15 protein-coding genes are annotated in these 15,211 nt (G+C 64.6%); 7 read left to right on the plus strand and 8 right to left on the minus strand.

Going from position 1 to position 15,211, the window contains the following annotated elements; translation table 11 throughout:
* Positions 1–54: 54 nt before the first annotated feature.
* On the minus strand, positions 55–1,443 hold the full coding sequence (locus tag J1N50_RS08815) for a helix-turn-helix domain-containing protein (RefSeq protein ID WP_215353008.1): 1,389 nt from the start codon (positions 1,441–1,443) through the stop codon (positions 55–57).
* A gap of 141 nt (positions 1,444–1,584) precedes the next feature.
* On the opposite strand from J1N50_RS08815, the gene J1N50_RS08820 reads away from it, so the two are divergent.
* On the plus strand, positions 1,585–3,177 hold the full coding sequence (locus J1N50_RS08820) for an isocitrate lyase (protein WP_215353010.1): 1,593 nt from the start codon (positions 1,585–1,587) through the stop codon (positions 3,175–3,177).
* Positions 3,178–3,440: 263 nt separating this feature from the next.
* A complete protein-coding gene (locus tag J1N50_RS08825; protein ID WP_215353012.1) occupies positions 3,441–3,740 on the plus strand; it encodes a WYL domain-containing protein in 300 nt (99 codons plus the stop codon).
* A 29-nt stretch (positions 3,741–3,769) separates the two neighbouring features.
* Here J1N50_RS08825 and J1N50_RS08830 read toward each other — a convergent pair whose 3' ends face one another.
* Together J1N50_RS08830 and J1N50_RS08835 are read right to left on the minus strand one after the other, a co-directional pair.
* Complete coding sequence (locus J1N50_RS08830) at positions 3,770–4,753, minus strand: TerC family protein (RefSeq protein WP_215353014.1); 984 nt, start codon at positions 4,751–4,753, stop codon at positions 3,770–3,772.
* 73 nt (positions 4,754–4,826) lie between these two features.
* Positions 4,827–5,009 (minus strand): DUF465 domain-containing protein, encoded by a 183-nt coding sequence (locus J1N50_RS08835; RefSeq protein ID WP_215353015.1) that lies wholly within the window; start codon positions 5,007–5,009, stop codon positions 4,827–4,829.
* 257 nt (positions 5,010–5,266) lie between these two features.
* On the opposite strand from J1N50_RS08835, the gene J1N50_RS08840 reads away from it, so the two are divergent.
* The 3 genes from J1N50_RS08840 to J1N50_RS08850 all read left to right on the plus strand — a co-directional run bounded on the left by J1N50_RS08840 (position 5,267) and on the right by J1N50_RS08850 (position 7,715).
* A complete protein-coding gene (locus tag J1N50_RS08840; RefSeq protein WP_215353016.1) occupies positions 5,267–6,022 on the plus strand; it encodes a crotonase/enoyl-CoA hydratase family protein in 756 nt (251 codons plus the stop codon).
* 67 nt (positions 6,023–6,089) lie between these two features.
* Entirely contained in the window at positions 6,090–6,785 is a 696-nt protein-coding gene (locus tag J1N50_RS08845) for a hypothetical protein (RefSeq protein WP_215353017.1), read from the plus strand.
* Positions 6,786–6,827: 42 nt separating this feature from the next.
* Positions 6,828–7,715, plus strand: coding sequence for an alpha/beta hydrolase family protein (locus tag J1N50_RS08850; protein ID WP_215353024.1), 888 nt, complete (start codon positions 6,828–6,830; stop codon positions 7,713–7,715).
* A 42-nt stretch (positions 7,716–7,757) separates the two neighbouring features.
* Here J1N50_RS08850 and J1N50_RS08855 read toward each other — a convergent pair whose 3' ends face one another.
* The 5 genes from J1N50_RS08855 to J1N50_RS08875 form a co-directional block, all read right to left on the minus strand.
* Complete coding sequence (locus J1N50_RS08855) at positions 7,758–8,582, minus strand: response regulator transcription factor (RefSeq protein ID WP_215353027.1); 825 nt, start codon at positions 8,580–8,582, stop codon at positions 7,758–7,760.
* A 155-nt stretch (positions 8,583–8,737) separates the two neighbouring features.
* Positions 8,738–10,054, minus strand: a complete 1,317-nt coding sequence (locus tag J1N50_RS08860; RefSeq protein WP_215353028.1) for an amidohydrolase — start codon at positions 10,052–10,054, stop codon at positions 8,738–8,740.
* Between the two features lie 14 nt (positions 10,055–10,068).
* Positions 10,069–10,734, minus strand: coding sequence for a DUF4893 domain-containing protein (locus J1N50_RS08865; protein WP_215353029.1), 666 nt, complete (start codon positions 10,732–10,734; stop codon positions 10,069–10,071).
* 69 nt (positions 10,735–10,803) lie between these two features.
* On the minus strand, positions 10,804–11,589 hold the full coding sequence (locus tag J1N50_RS08870) for a 3-hydroxybutyrate dehydrogenase (RefSeq protein WP_215353032.1): 786 nt from the start codon (positions 11,587–11,589) through the stop codon (positions 10,804–10,806).
* A 38-nt stretch (positions 11,590–11,627) separates the two neighbouring features.
* Entirely contained in the window at positions 11,628–12,773 is a 1,146-nt protein-coding gene (locus J1N50_RS08875) for a patatin-like phospholipase family protein (protein WP_215353034.1), read from the minus strand.
* A 159-nt stretch (positions 12,774–12,932) separates the two neighbouring features.
* Here J1N50_RS08875 and ypfJ point away from each other — a divergent pair, with 159 nt between their 5' ends.
* A complete protein-coding gene (ypfJ, locus tag J1N50_RS08880) occupies positions 12,933–13,835 on the plus strand; it encodes a KPN_02809 family neutral zinc metallopeptidase (protein WP_215353036.1) in 903 nt (300 codons plus the stop codon).
* Positions 13,808–15,085: a Xaa-Pro dipeptidase gene (locus tag J1N50_RS08885; protein WP_215353038.1), complete on the plus strand. Its 1,278-nt coding sequence runs from the start codon at positions 13,808–13,810 to the stop codon at positions 15,083–15,085. The genes ypfJ and J1N50_RS08885 overlap by 28 nt, the downstream gene beginning before the upstream one ends.
* The last annotated feature ends 126 nt before the right edge of the window (positions 15,086–15,211 follow it).

Raw genomic sequence — 15,211 nt, forward strand, 5'->3', positions numbered from 1 at the left:
GGCAAAACAAGAATCTGGAGTGCCGGTTTTGATTCAATCAAAACCGAACGCACTCTAGTCGCCCGCGAAATCGAACGCGCTCACGCCCCGCTCGCCTTCGCGGAAACGCAGCGGGCGGCCCAGCGGCGGCATCGAGCGCTGGATGCAGCCGCTGCGCGTGCAGCGGCGGCAACCGAGCCCGATCGGCGTCGCGGGGCTGCGCATCAGGTCGATCCCGCGCGCGGCGATCAGGGGCGCCGCGACCTTCGCGTCGACCCCGACGCACACGGCAAAGCGCGCGGGCGTCCCGCTGCCGCTCGCGCCGGGGGCGGCGACCGAACGCGACTGGGTGAACCAGCGCGAGCCGTCTTCCAGCTCGACCAGATCGGCGATCACTTCGCCGGGGCGTGCAAAGGCTTCATGCACCCCCCACAGCGGGCAGCGCGCGTCGCCGTCGACCAGCGGCGACTGGCTCGCCCCCGCATAGCGCTTACTCCCCTGCCCGGCGCGGTCGATGCGCAGCATGAAAAAGGGCAGGCCGCGCGCGCCGACGCGCTGCAACGTCGTCAGCCGGTGCGCAACCTGCTCATAACCCGCGCCGAAGCGCCGCTGGAGCAGCAGCAGATCATAGCCGGTCGCATCGCACGCGCGCAGGAAGCGGCCATAAGGCATCATCAGCGCCGCGGCGAAATAGTGGATCAGGTGGCGCTCGAACATGCGGGCCGCCGCCGCCTCGGCGAACCCCGCGCCCGCAACCAGCGCGTCGATCTCGTCCTTCGCCTCGATCTGCGCCAGCGTCGCCGCCGCCTGGAAGGTGCGCGACGCGGGGCGCAGCAGCTCGTTCAGCATCAGTTGCCGCGCGTGCCAGTCGAGCCAGCGCAGCCGGTCGGGCATCACGTCGCTCGGCAAGATCCGGATCCCCAGCTGGTGCCGTGTGCGCAAACGCTCCGAAATCGTACCATAAAGGTCGCCGCCCGCGAGCCGCAGCTCGTCGGCCAGTTCCTCGGCGCGCGCATCCAAATCGGGAAAATGGTTGCGCCATTGCTCGATCGCGCGGCGCACCGCGGCAACTTCGGGAGCATCGCCCTGCGCTTCGCCGCGTTCCTCGGGGGCGGCATCGAACAGGCGGGCGAAGGCAGCGGCGGTCGCGGGCGCGGTCTGCAGCCACTCCTCGACCTCCTGCGGTCCAATGCCGAGGTCGGCGAAGCGCGGGTCGGCAAGCCGCCGCCGCAGCCCGGCAAGCCCGCCCGGCACGTCTTCGGCGCCCAGCTTCGCGGCATCGAACCCGAAGCGCTCGGCCAACCGCACGATCACCGTCGCCGACAGCGGCCGCTGGCCATGCTCGATCAGGTTGAGATAGCTCGGCGAGATGTCGAGCGCCTCGGCCATCGCCGCCTGCGTCATCGCCGCCTCGCGCCGCACCTTGCGCACCGCCGGCCCCGCAAACACCCGCCGCTCCGCCATGAACTGTAACTTTCTTTACTACTTTACATAATGATTTACACCTTATCGCCGTATTTCACAAATATTATTGACAAAGCTTTTCACTTTGCGCGGCACCTTCGCCAACTTCCACCCATCACCTCTCCACAAGGGATTCGAACGATGGGCTACACCGAAGACATGGCGCAGGCAGGCCGCCTCATCCGCGACTATGACGGCACCTGGGACGGCATCAGCGGCGAAAGCGTCGCCCGGATGCGCGCCCAGAACAAATTTCGCACCGGGCTCGACATCGCCCGCTACACCGCACGCATCATGCGCGCCGACATGGCCGCCTACGACGCCGACCCCGCCAACTACACCCAGTCGCTCGGCTGCTGGCACGGCTTCATCGCGCAGCAGAAGATGATCTCGGTCAAGAAGCATTTCGGGACCGTCAAGGGCCGCTACATCTATCTCTCGGGCTGGATGATCGCCGCGCTGCGCAGCGAATTCGGCCCGCTGCCCGACCAGTCGATGCACGAAAAGACCAGCGTCCCGGCGCTGATCGAGGAAATCTACACCTTCCTGCGCCAGGCCGACGCGCGCGAACTCGGCATGTTGTTCCGCGACCTCGACGCCGCGCGCGCCGAGGGCGACGAGCTCAAGGCAAAACAGGTCCAGGCTGCGATCGACAATCACGAAACGCACGTCGTGCCGATCATCGCTGACATCGACGCCGGCTTCGGCAATGCCGAGGCGACCTACCTGCTCGCCAAGAAGATGATCGAGGCTGGTGCCTGCGCGCTCCAGATCGAAAATCAGGTCTCGGACGAAAAGCAGTGCGGCCACCAGGACGGCAAGGTCACGGTGCCGCACGAAGACTTCATCGCGAAGATCCGCGCCTGCCGCTACGCCTTCATGGAACTCGGCGTCGAGGACGGCATCATCGTGACGCGCACCGACAGCCTCGGCGCGGGCCTCACCAAGCAGATCGCCTATTCGAAGGAACCCGGTGACCTCGGCGACCGGTACAACAGCTTCCTCGATTGCGAAGAGGTCGAGGGCGCGGGCAACCCCGGCGACGTCCTGATCAACCGCGACGGCAAGCTGATGCGCCCGAAGCGCCTGCCCTCGAACCTCTATCAGTTCCGCCCCGGAACCGGCGAGGACCGCTGCGTCATGGATTGCATCGCCAGCCTGCAGAACGGCGCCGATCTGCTGTGGATCGAGACCGAAAAGCCGCACATCGAACAGATCGCCGGCATGGTCGACCGCATCCGCGAGGTCTTCCCCAATGCGAAGCTCGCGTACAACAACTCACCGAGCTTCAACTGGACGCTGAACTTCCGCCAGCAGGTTTACGACAGCTGGGCCGAGGAAGGCCGCGACGTGTCCGCCTATGACCGCGCCAAGCTGATGAGCGTCGATTACGACGACACCGAACTCAGCGAAGAGGCCGACAACCGTATCCGCACCTTCCAGCGCGACGCGGCGAAGCGGGCGGGAATCTTCCACCACCTGATCACCCTGCCGACCTATCACACCGCGGCGCTCAGCACCGACAATCTCGCCAAGGAATATTTCGGCGACGAGGCGATGCTCGGCTACGTCAAGGGTGTCCAGCGCGCCGAAATCCGCCAGGGCATCGCCTGTGTGAAGCACCAGAATATGTCGGGCAGCGACATCGGCGACGATCACAAGGAATATTTCGCCGGCGAAGCGGCCCTGAAGGCCGCGGGCAAGGACAATACGATGAACCAGTTCGCCGCCTGATACGAGTTCGGCACGAGGGGCCCGTTGCACCCCCTCGTGCCACCCCGTTTGGCGCGGAGCCCTTGCGACCTGTCGCTCCGCGCCTCCCGAGCTTTCCTGGGGAGGAAAGCCTGTCCGTCGGAAGCCAATACGGCCTCCGGCGGACATTTTTATTGGGTCCGGGGCAAGGAAAGCTGTGTTTATGACAACGTTTTCCACTTGCCGGTCGCGCGCGGAATGTGCATCTTGTTGCAACGCACAAAATCCTCCCCAAGGTAATTTCAATGGACGAAACACGGTTGAAGGTGATGGAAGCCATCGCGCGCCGTCGGCGGGTCACCGCCCTGTATAATGGCACGCGCATGACGCTGGCCCCGCACCAGATGTTCGAACGCCACGGCGCCCTGTTCATCAGCGCGCTCAATCTCGACAAGGCCTGGCGCTCCGACGACGAACGCCGGCTCGGTCATTTCAAGCTCGACGGGCTTGGCGCCGCGCAGGTCGAGGATGAAGAATTCGAGCCCCTGCCCTCGTTCGAGGCCGCGGCTCCACGCGACGACGACGTCCTGCTGATGGCGGTGTAAGAGGCGGGCGTTTCCACCCGCCCCCCGCATCACATTGCCGCAGGCTCCTCGCTCTTCGTCTTGACGAGCGACCAGATCACGCCGCCCGCAATCAGCGCGACCGTCACGCCGAGGCTGACCAGCGGCGGGAACTTGTCGCCGCCAAGGACGAAGTCGGCGACGAAAATCTTCGAGCCGATGAACACCAGCACCAGTGCCAGCGCATATTTCAGGTAATGGAAGCGGTGCACCATCGCCGCGAGCGCGAAATAGAGCGCGCGCAGGCCGAGGATCGCCATGATGTTCGACGTATAGACGATGAACGTGTCGGTCGTGATCGCGAAGATCGCGGGCACGCTGTCGACCGCGAACACCAGGTCGGCAAGGTTGATGACGACCAGCGCCAGGAACAGCGGCGTCGCGGCGAGCGCGAGTTTGCCGGTCTTCGTATCGGGCACGCGCACGAAAAATTTCTCGCCATGCAGCTCGTGCGTGATCGGGATGTGCCGCGACAGCCATTTGACGACCGGGTTGCCCGCAACGTCCATCGGCTTCTCGCCCGCGAACAGCATCTTGATGCCCGTGAACACGAGGAACGCCGCGAAGACATATAGCAGCCAGCCATATTCGGTGACCAGCGCCGCGCCGCCCGCGATCATGATCCCACGCAGCACGATCACCGCGACGATACCCCAGAGGAGCGCGCGATACTGGTAGCGCGGCGGGATCGCGAAGGTCGCGAAGATCAGCGAAATGACGAAGATATTGTCGATCGACAGCGCCTTCTCGATGAAGAAGCCGGTGTAATATTGCAGGCCGGCCTCGCCGCCCTTCTCGATCCATATCCACGCGCCGAAGGCGAGCGCGATCGTGATGTAGAGCACCGAGAGCTTCAGGCTCTCGCCGATCCCCATCTCCTTGTTTTCCTTGTTGAGGATCCCGAGGTCGAACGCGGTCAGCGCGACGACCAGGCTGATGAAGGCGAGCCAGAACCAGGCCGGGGTACCCAGCCAGTCGGCGAACAGAAATTCCATGATGATGATCCCTGGCATATGCCAAAGGCGCCGCCCTCCTCGGGCAGCGTCTCTGGCTTTGTCTTATGGTGGGTTAGATTGCGAGCGCGGGCTGGCGCGACAGGCTCGCGAGCCGTTTGCGCACCGCGAGCTTCAGCGTCTTCAGCCGCAGCAGCCGGAACGGATCGGCGCCGCGGCGCCGGTTCTCGCGGCGCAGCGCATCGTCGATCTGGCGGTGCAGTTCGGTCAGCCGGTAAAAACGCGATCTGAAAGTCATAAGGGCCTCCTGATTGATGAAATCAAGCAGGTGACGCCGACGCCGGACCCGGGATTGAGGGGAGGTAGGCCAAGCATCGGTGTCACCCGATGCGGTCCGACATCACGTGGCGGAATTTCTTCCGCCGACGCCAGAGGGGCCCGGCCCGCATAACCTCTATGTAGGGTAGAGGCGGACGCGTTGCAAGGCTTTGCCCCTCCCCCTCCGGTCGTGCTAGCCCGTCAGGGCATCGGATCGCCGAGCTTTGGGGAGAAACCATGACCGTCCGGATCGACCATGATGGCCCGGTGACGATCGTCACCATCGACCGGCCCGCCAAGCGCAACGCCGTCGACCCGCTGACCGCGCTGGCTCTCCGCGAGGCGTTCACGGCCTTTGCCGGGGACGACAACGCGCGTGTCGCGATCCTGACCGGCAGCGCGGGCCAATTCTGCGCGGGATTCGATCTCGGTGCGGTCGGCACATCCCGCTACGACCCCGACGGCCCCGGTCCGATGGGACCGACGCGAATGCTGCTCGAAAAGCCCGTGATCGCTGCGGTCGAAGGCCATGCCGTCGCCGGCGGACTCGAACTCGCGCTCTGGTGCGACATGCGCGTTGCCGCGGAAAGCGCCATATTCGGTGTCTATTGCCGCCGCTGGGGCGTGCCGCTGATCGATGGCGGCACCGTTCGCCTGCCGCGTATCGTCGGACAGGGCCGCGCGATGGATATGATCCTGACCGGCCGCCCCGTCGCGGCCGACGAAGCGCTGGGCATCGGCCTCGCCGACCGATTGGTCGCCGATGGCACGGCCCTTACCGCCGCCATCGAACTCGCCAAGCAGATCTCCGCCTTCCCGCAGCCGTGCATGAACAGCGACCGCCTCAGCGCCTACCGCCAATGGGATTTTGATATCGAGGGGGCGCTTTCATACGAAGCCCATGCGGGTGTCGCCCCGCTACGCGAAGGCGCCGCGGCGGGAGCCAGACGCTTTATCGAAGGTGTGAGATGGGGTGGAGCATCGATCAGCTAGTCCCTCGCAAGCACAAAGAAATTTAGAGAAAGGACGCCAGTTGATAGCACGGATAAACCTCTGGAAAATGACCGCTGCCTTAATGTTTACTGTGCCTTGGTCCGGCATGGCGGCAGCACAGCAATCTTATAGAGTCCTAGACAGCATGAGCCTTATGTCTTGGCCGTTAGTCGATAAATATCACGATGAGGAGGCCCCCGATATCGACGAATATGATTTGCTCGTCGACGGCAACCTTCGCCGCAATGGAGATCGAATCTCTGCTGCAGATTTTCTGACAGTCATCCAAAACAAACCCGACGGGCGTATCCGGATATCGGCCGACGGCCTCGTACGATTTTCCGATTTTCTAGAGCTTTACAAGGCGGCCAACGTGTCGCTCGGTCGCAAACTTGGTCTTGGTGGCAATCTACGCTTCGCTCGTTTTGACATAACTGATAATCCGCTGATCGCTGGCGACGACATATACGATATAGCCGCACTCGGGAGCCCCGACATGTTCGTCTACGTCGATTCCCGAAACGAAAAGGATCGCCTCCAATGCGATGTTCATTTCGGTGAGAATCGTGTTGATTCCGTCCAGCTCTTAATTTTTGCACGATCCTATCGCGAGATGAAGGACGGAGAAGGACAGCCGATCAAATCGTTGAATATCTTTGTGACACCTCGAACGCATTATGAGTGTTTTGGCGGAGTTGTCTTCACGTTGAATGTGGCTGGTTACCTAGATTTCAACATTAGAATGGTGGAAAAACAGGAGTAGCGAGCGGTCGCGGCGCAGCTTCGAAATCAACGGGGAAAAACGATGAAGACCTGGATCGCCGCGCTGCTCGCCCTGCCTCCAATGCTGACCGGCGGCGCATTCGCGCAGCCGCCCGAACTCCCCGCCGTCATCTACACCGATCCGCCCGTCGACAAGGCCGATCCCGCCGCGATGGAGGTCGTCCACATCCCCAGCGGCGGGGTCGAAATCAACGGCGTCGTCTATGTCGCCGCGGGCGTGGGGCCGCACCCGACCGTTATCCTCTGCCACGGCTTGCCCGGCAACGAGAAGAATCTCGACCTCGCGCAGGCGATGCGCCGCGCGGGCTGGACGGTGATCACCTTCAACTATCGCGGCTCGTGGGGCAGCCCCGGCGATTACCGCTTCGCGGGCAATCTGGAGGACGCGAACGCCGTGCTCGCCTTCGCGCGCGATCCCGCCAACGCCGCGAAACTCCGGATCGACCCGAAGCGCCTCGTCATCATCGGCCACAGCATGGGCGGCTGGGTCGCCGCCCTCACCGCCGCGCACGACAAGGGTCTGATCGGCGCGGCGATGATTTCGGCGGGCAATATGGGCCTGATCGGCTCCCTCCCGCGCGATCAGGCCGCGGCGCTGCTTGCTCGTAACGGCATGGAAGCGCTGGCGGGAGCGACGCCCGAAGCGATGGCCGACGAGATTATCGCCAACAAGGACCGCTTCGACTTCGCGAAAGCAGCACCGGACCTGATGCAGACGAATCTGTTCGTGCTGACCTCCGACGACGGTCTTGCCGGGATGAGCGACGGGCTGACCAAGGCGATCGCTGCCGGCGGCGGAACGAAACTGAAAACGCTGCACGTTGCGACCGACCATAGCTGGTCCGATGCCCGCATACGGTTGCAGGCGGAGGTTCTGGGATGGCTCAAAACGCTGGAAGCCGGAAAATAATCACCACCGCTCCGCTGCAATCCGCACGCGTTCAGGTCGCGATCAATCGATGCGATTGAAGTGCGTCGTTTCCAGTTTTTGACGACTGTCGCCGGACCAGACGATCGTTTCGGTCATGGTTTTCCGATCCTTGGCCACGGTATAGACCCGCGTCGACACCCGGGCGCCCGCCTTTCCCAGGGTCATGACCAGCGTGTTCGGAGCCGGCTGGCGCAGCGCAACGCTGTCGATGAAGTCCATATTTCCGGTGATCGGCACCGCGACGCCATCGAGAGCGGCGGTCGATTCCGAATGCTTGCTGGAACCGTCGGGTGCGACGATTTCGACGCGCGTCGTCCATTTTCCGTCCGGCGATGCGCGGAAGGTCATCGTCACCCGTTGGGGGCGCTCTTCCTCCGGCATCTGCGACGCATCCAGCGACCAGCTTCCGGCCAGCGGCGGTTGCCGCGATGCCGTGCTGTAAACGGTATCGCGCTTTGCGGCGGAATCGGCGGACGGCGCGACCGCGATCATCAATCCGGCGGCAGCCAAGGGTAGTGCGATAAGCATGACGATCATTCCTTTCGACCCGCGAACCCCGATGGTCGCGGTGTGTGCCAAGTCCTCCACGGAGGAGCGCTGCGCCGAAAGATCGATATTTTTGTCACAATTTTTCTGGGCATCCACAAGACGCGCCAGTTCGCGGCTGCTACCGACGCCTGTCTTGCGGCGGGCTGTACGCAAACGCTCGTTGATCGAGGTTTCCGAACGATCCAGACGCGCGGCGATCGTCTTCACGGTATGCCCTGCAGCCAACAGGCGCAGAATTTCCAGCTCCCGGTCGGTAAGGCACGCGGACAGGCTGGATACAGGGTCTTTGGCAGGCATATCCTCGCTCACCACAGCCTCACGGACAGGTCTATCCCAATTTATTTGGGAAACAATAGCATGGCCCGATCGGCCCCGGTCAGCCTCGACGAGCCGTTCTGCGTCCGCAAATGACGACTTTCCACGGGAGCCGTGACGGCTTTCTGCCTTTCCGCCTACCCCTTCGGCATCAACTTCATCGCCATCGCCGTCAGCGCCTCGGTCGCGGTCGAAATGACGACGGGGGCATCGGGCGCCCAGAAGGGCGAGTGCAGGCTCGGCAGGGTCCGGCCTTCCTTCTTCGCCGCATCGAACTCGGCCTGCGGCACGCCGCCGACCCAGATGATCAGGCTCTTGATGTCCTTGTTCTCTTCGCGCGAGAAGCGGCTGAAATCCTCGCCGCCCATCACCGGCGGCAGTTGCATGACTCGCTTCTCGCCGAAACGCGTTTTGAGGAAGCCCGCCATTTCGTTCGTGAAGTCGACGGTGTTGAACATCGCCGGGGTGAACTCGTCCTTTTCGACGGTCACGACGGGCATCCTGTCTTCGGGAATGCCCGCAGCGATCGCCTCGCCCTTCGCGATCCGCGCGATCCCGTCGAGCAGCTTTGCCCGCACCTCGTCGGTGTAGCTCCGCACGGTCAGCTGCAGCCGCGCCTCGTCCGGGATGATATTATGCTTGGCGCCGGCGTGAAAGCTGCCGACCGTCACCACCGCGCTGTCGAGCGGGCTGATCTCGCGCGAAACGAGCGTCTGCAGCGAGGTCACGATCCGGCTGGCGAGCACGATCGGATCCTTCGTCGCCTGCGGATAGGCGCCATGCCCGCCGAGCCCCTTTACGAGGATATCGACGCTGTCGACATTGGCGAGCGCATAGCCCGGCGTATAGCCGATCATCCCCGCCGGAAAGCCCGCGGCGTCGTGGAAGGCGATCGCATATTCCGGCCGGGGGAAGCGCGTATACAGCCCGTCGGCGAGCATCATCCGCGCACCCGCGCCGCGTTCCTCGGCGGGCTGGCCGATCATCACCAGCGTGCCCGACCATTTGTCCTTGTTCGCCGCCATCAGCCGCGCGACGCCGACCCAGGCGGTCATATGCGTGTCGTGACCGCAGGCGTGCATGACGCCGGTTTCGACGCCTTCCTTGGTGGTAACGCGTACCTTCGATGCCCCGGGAAGCCCCGTCTGTTCGACCACCGGCAGCCCGTCCATGTCGGCGCGGACGAGGACCACCGGCCCCGGACCATTCTTCAACACCGCGACGACGCCCGTTCCGCCGACCTTTTCGGTTACCTCGAACCCCAGCTTGCGCGCTTCGGCCGCCAGAATGCCGGCCGAGCGCACTTCCATGAAGCTGAGTTCGGGATTGGCATGCAGATCCTTGTAGATGTTCATCAGCGACGGCATCTGCTTCTGCACCTCGCCGCCGATTTCCTGCGCTGCGGCCGGCATCGTCAGCGCAAGGGCAGCAATGCCCGTCCACAATATCCGCATGTCGATTCCCCCATTTAGTTTGCCGGAACGAGCTCGATCACGTCGAGCAAGGATTCATAGGCCGGCGACGGCAGCACCAGCCGCCAGCGATTGTCGCCGATACGCTCGACCAGCCCCGCCATGTCGCGCATCCGGTCGCTGCCATAGCTGACCGCCATCGACTCGTCGCCGAGCACCAGCGTACCAAGGAAGACCTGCCGCGTCAGATTGTCCGGAAAGACCAGCCCCACCGGGCGCTGCGACCCGGTCAGCTTGGTCATGCTCGTCAGTCCCTGTTCGGGCGCGACGCGGCAGCGGAACCAGTCATAGGCGATATAGCCGATCGTCCCGCGCCCCTGCGTGCCGACCTTGACCGTGCGGCAGCGATAGTCGCCGGGGGGAAGATGTGGATTCGGTAGCGCCGCCCGGGGCTGGAGCAGGACGCCTTCGCGATCGATGCTCGCGCCATAGCCCTTGGCACGCGCATCGGCGAGCGCGGCGGTCCAGCTCGAATACCAATTGCGAACGCGCTCGCGATCCCGATCGGTCGCGGTCGCGCGCCAGGTTCCGGCGGTCTCGGCCGCCGGCGCGGGCGTCGGCGCATCGGCTTCCGAAGGCGGCTGCGCCGCGATCGTGGTGCAAGCGCCGAGTCCCAGCGCACCCGCGCAAAGCATCGAAAATTTCGGGATGCGACCCCCCATTGCCCTTGCCTCCTGCCCGGCGTTTTGCCGGAGCTTAGGAGGCGAAAGGCCAATGCTCAAGCGCGATGCTCAGGCCGCGGTCCAACCGCCGTCGACGCTGAGGTTTGCGCCGGTGATGTTCGCCGCCTCGTCGCGCGTCAGGAAAGCGGCGATCGCCGCGACCTGCTCGACCGTCACGAACTGCTTCGTCGGCTGCCCCGCAAGCAGCACGTCGTTGATCACCTGCTCGCGCGTCATGTGCCGCGCTTTCATCGTGTCGGGAATCTGGTTTTCGACCAGCGGGGTCCAGACATAGCCAGGGCTGATGCAATTGACCGTGATCCCGGCGTCGGCAACCTCCAGCGCGACGGTCTTGGTCAGGCCGGCAAGCCCGTGCTTCGCGGTGACATAGGCCGATTTGAACGGCGAGGCGACGAGCGAGTGCGCCGAAGCGGTACCGATGATCCGCCCCCATTTCTTCTTGCGCATTCCCGGCACGGCGTGACGGATGGTGTGAAACGCCGCGGTCAGGTTGAGCGCGATGATCATGTCCCATTTCTCGGGCGGAAAATCCTCGACCGGCGAGACGAACTGCATCCCGGCATTGTTGACGAGGATGTCGACCCCGCCGAGATCCTTGTCGGCGCGCTTGAACATCGCCTCGATCTCGTCGGGCTTGGTGAGGTCGGCGCCGTCATAGACAGCCTTGCCGCCGTTCAGCACCGCCAGCGCCGCGCGCTCGGCCTCGATCGCGGCCGCCTCGCCGAAGCCGTTGATGATGATATTCGCCCCCTCGGCGGCGAACGCCTTTGCGATGCCGAGGCCGATGCCGGAGGTCGATCCGGTGACAAGGGCGGTCTTTCCTTGGAGACGCATGATATTTCCTTTCAGGCGGGGGGATTTTTCGGGGAGATTCAGCCGTCTTTCGGGCGCAGCATGTCCGACTGGACGGCGAAGCTGTCGGAACGTCCCTCGACGATACTTTCGGCGAGCAATTGCCCGCCCTTCATCGCCGCCTCGACCGCATCGCGGCCAAGCGCCCAGTTGACCTCCATCGTCGAACGCGAAAATTCGAAATCACGCGCGCCCGTCTGCCAGGCGGGCGGCTGGTGGATCAATTGCACGACGTTGAGCGCCTTGCAGTCGACCATCTTTTCGACCGCCTTCACCTCGGGCAGGTCGCGCGCTTCGGGCGGCAGTTTCCTCAGCATCCGGTCGATCAGCCGGTGTTCCTTGCGCCGCCGCACCAGCCCGTCGGAGATGCGCCGCGTGCGGCTCGAATAACGGATGTCCTTCTCTCGCGACCACGCCTCTTCGAGGTCGTGCGGGCGCTCGCCGCGCGCCGGGAACAGGTCGACCTGAAAGACGAGCATGTCCTCGTTCGCGCTCTCGACGACATGCTCGAGCGGCGTGTTCGACACGATGCCGCCGTCCCAGTACCAGACCCCGTCGATCTCGACCGGCGGCAGTCCGGGCGGCAGCGCGCCCGACGCCATGATGTGCCGGGCATCGATCGTGTCGGTGGTCGTGTCGAAATAACGGAAATTCCCGGTCTCGACGGCCACCGCGCCGACTGACAGCCGCACCTTGCCATTGTTGAGCCGGTCCCAGTCGACCAGCCGGTCGAGCGTCGCGGCCAGCGGCTCGGTGTCGTAAAAGCTCACCGCGGCCGGCGTCTGCTTCGCGGCGAACATCGGTGGCGGCATACGGGGGACGAAGAAGCCGGGCACGCCGAAGGTCGCGACCTGCGCTGCCGCGCCAAGATGCGTCCATTCGCGCAGCAGATCATTGTCGGCGATCGGCAGCGGCGGCAGCGCGGACGACACGCCTTCCCAGAATTGCCGCATCTTGCCGACCGCCTCGTCACGCGGATTCCCGGCAATGATCGCAGCGTTGACCGCGCCGATCGAGATGCCAGCGACCCAGTCCAGCTCGATGCCGAGATCGATCAGCGCCTCGTAAACCCCCGCCTGAAACGCCCCGAGCGCGCCCCCGCCCTGAAGGACGAGCACGACCAGATCGGGAAGCGGGAGGGCGGCGCGGGCGGCACGGCGGGGCATGGACTCGGACGATCCTTTTCTGCGTTCGGCACCCGCGCCTTTTGTGCACCGCAGCAGGAGCAATTGCAAGGCGTGTGTCACGGCGCGAAGCCCCTTCCAATTGCAACGCGCTGCTGCCACAATCGCCTCCGCACAGACATTTAGCGGCGGGAGAGCCCCATGCGCCTCGACGATTATGATCCCGGCGACGACATTCGCGACCTCGGACGGGGAGGCGGCGGGTTCGGGGGCGGTGGAGGCGGCGGCATGGGCGGTTTGCTCTTCGGCCTGCTGCCGATGCTGCTCGGGCGAAAAATGGGCTGCGGGACGATCCTGCTGATCGGTGTCGTCGCGTTCTTCCTCCTCGGCCCGGGATCGAACATGCTGAGCAGCGGCACCGCCGATCCGATGGCCGACAGCCGCGGCGCACCACAGGGCGTCGCGTGCGACACGGCCGCCGAAAAATTCGCCTGCAATGTCTTCGGCTCGACGCATCAGGTGTGGGGCAGCCTGATAACCGGCTACCGCAAACCGACGCTCAACTTCTTCACCGATCAGAATCGATCGGGCTGCGGCGCCGCGCAGTCGGCAATGGGCCCTTTCTACTGCCCCGCCGATCAGGGCGTTTATCTCGACACGCAATTCTTCAACGAACTCGCGAACCGCTTCGGCGCGGCGGGCGACGCCGCACAGGCCTATGTCGTCGCGCACGAGGTCGGCCATCATATCCAGACGATCACAGGAATTTCCGATCAGGTTCGCCGCGCGCAGCAACGCGCGTCGCAGGCGGAGGGCAATGCGCTGCAAGTCCGCATGGAGCTGCAGGCCGATTGCTACGCCGGCGTGTGGGCGAATCGCGCCCGCAACAAGGACGGGCAGACCGTGATGGAGCCCGGCGATATGGAAGAAGCGATGCGCGCCGCCAATGCCATCGGCGACGACACGCTGATGCGCTCGGCGGGCCAGCGCCCCGTCCCCGAAAGCTTCACCCACGGCACGAGCGAGCAGCGCATGACCTGGCTGCGCCGCGGCCTGCAGACGGGGGACCCGCGTCAGTGCGACACCTTCGACGCTTCGCTCTGATCGCAGCGGCGGCGCTCGCCGCCGTCCCCGCTTCCGCCGAAACCGTCTATGTCCGGACCGGGCGGCTGATCGACGGCCTGTCGAACGAGGTGCGCACCAGCCAGTGCGTCACCATCGTCGACGAGCATATCAAGGCGGTCGAGCCGTGCGGCAAGGCACCCGACGGCGCGACGATCGTCGACTGGTCGGCCTATACCGTCCTGCCCGGACTGATCGATCTCCACACGCATCTCGCCGACCTAGGCCAAAGCGCGGACCTTGCCGCGCCCATGAAAGCCTCGCCCGCCGAGACCGCTCTCGTCGGCGCGCGCAACGCTCGGGTTACACTCGACGCGGGCTTTACCAGCGTACGCGACGTCGGCACCTATCGCGGTCTCACCGACGTGGCGCTGCGCAACGCGATCGATCGCGGCGACGTGCCGGGGCCGCGCATGTGGGTCGCGGGCGCCTATCTGACCATTCCCGGCGGCGGCGGCGAACTCAACGGCGTTGTGCCGAACGACCAGCTTCCGCCCGACATGCGGCTCGGTGTCGCGGCGACGCCCGAGGAAGCGGCGGAAAAGGCCACATATCTGCTCGACCACGGCGCCGACTTCATCAAGGCTATCGCGACCGGCGCCGTCCTCGCGATCGGTACCGAACCCGGCGCACCCGAGCTCACCGAAGACCAGCTGCGCGCGATCGTGCAGGTTGCCCACGCCCGGGGTAAACGCGTCACCGCGCACGCGCACGGCGCGATCGGCATCCGGAATGCGATCAACGCCGGGGTCGACAGCATCGAGCATGCCAGCCTTGCCGACGAAGCGACGTTAGAGCTTGCGAAGAAGCACGGCACCTGGCTCGCGATGGACATCTACAACGGCGACTACATCGACAATGTCGGCACGAAGGAAGGCTGGCCGGAGGAATATCTGCGCAAGAACCGCGAGACCACCGACACCCAGCGGGCGGCATTCAAACGGGCGGTCGAACTGGGCGTCAACATCGGCTTCGCGACCGACGCCGGGGTCTATCCGCACGGACTCAACGCGCGGCAATTCGCCTATATGGTCAGATACGGCATGACCCCGATGCAGGCAATTCAGGCTGCGACCGGCCGCGCATCGGAGGAGATGGGCCGCGCCGACGTCGGCGCGATCGTACCGGGGCGCTATGCGGACATGATCGCGGTCAAGGCCGATCCGCTGAAAGAGATACGGTCCCTCGAAAAGATCGACCATGTCATGAAGGGCGGCGTTCTGGTCCGGTGACGACGGGTTGCGGTCGAGCGATCCGCACCGTGGCAGATGACCGGTGTCGACCGGAAGTTGTCTTTCCTTGTCTCGTCACCCGGGACTTGATCCGGGGTCCATTCGCGCAGCGCTGGAAAAATGGAT

It is taken from the genome of Sphingopyxis soli (assembly GCF_018682675.1).
Lineage (GTDB): Bacteria > Pseudomonadota > Alphaproteobacteria > Sphingomonadales > Sphingomonadaceae > Sphingopyxis > Sphingopyxis soli.

What these genes read in the sequence shown, in the direction of transcription:
- J1N50_RS08870 (WP_215353032.1), bottom strand. Translation starts at nt 11,589, where the DNA reads ATGCGTCTCCAAGGAAAGACCGCCCTTGTCACCGGATCGACCTCCGGC.
- J1N50_RS08860 (WP_215353028.1), bottom strand. Translation starts at nt 10,054, where the DNA reads ATGCGGATATTGTGGACGGGCATTGCTGCCCTTGCGCTGACGATGCCG.
- J1N50_RS08820 (WP_215353010.1), top strand. Translation starts at nt 1,585, where the DNA reads ATGGGCTACACCGAAGACATGGCGCAGGCAGGCCGCCTCATCCGCGAC.
- J1N50_RS08825 (WP_215353012.1), top strand. Translation starts at nt 3,441, where the DNA reads ATGGACGAAACACGGTTGAAGGTGATGGAAGCCATCGCGCGCCGTCGG.
- J1N50_RS08855 (WP_215353027.1), bottom strand. Translation starts at nt 8,582, where the DNA reads ATGCCTGCCAAAGACCCTGTATCCAGCCTGTCCGCGTGCCTTACCGAC.
- J1N50_RS08840 (WP_215353016.1), top strand. Translation starts at nt 5,267, where the DNA reads ATGACCGTCCGGATCGACCATGATGGCCCGGTGACGATCGTCACCATC.
- J1N50_RS08875 (WP_215353034.1), bottom strand. Translation starts at nt 12,773, where the DNA reads ATGCCCCGCCGTGCCGCCCGCGCCGCCCTCCCGCTTCCCGATCTGGTC.
- J1N50_RS08830 (WP_215353014.1), bottom strand. Translation starts at nt 4,753, where the DNA reads ATGGAATTTCTGTTCGCCGACTGGCTGGGTACCCCGGCCTGGTTCTGG.
- J1N50_RS08815 (WP_215353008.1), bottom strand. Translation starts at nt 1,443, where the DNA reads ATGGCGGAGCGGCGGGTGTTTGCGGGGCCGGCGGTGCGCAAGGTGCGG.
- J1N50_RS08850 (WP_215353024.1), top strand. Translation starts at nt 6,828, where the DNA reads ATGAAGACCTGGATCGCCGCGCTGCTCGCCCTGCCTCCAATGCTGACC.
- J1N50_RS08845 (WP_215353017.1), top strand. Translation starts at nt 6,090, where the DNA reads ATGACCGCTGCCTTAATGTTTACTGTGCCTTGGTCCGGCATGGCGGCA.
- J1N50_RS08865 (WP_215353029.1), bottom strand. Translation starts at nt 10,734, where the DNA reads ATGGGGGGTCGCATCCCGAAATTTTCGATGCTTTGCGCGGGTGCGCTG.
- ypfJ (WP_215353036.1), top strand. Translation starts at nt 12,933, where the DNA reads ATGCGCCTCGACGATTATGATCCCGGCGACGACATTCGCGACCTCGGA.
- J1N50_RS08835 (WP_215353015.1), bottom strand. Translation starts at nt 5,009, where the DNA reads ATGACTTTCAGATCGCGTTTTTACCGGCTGACCGAACTGCACCGCCAG.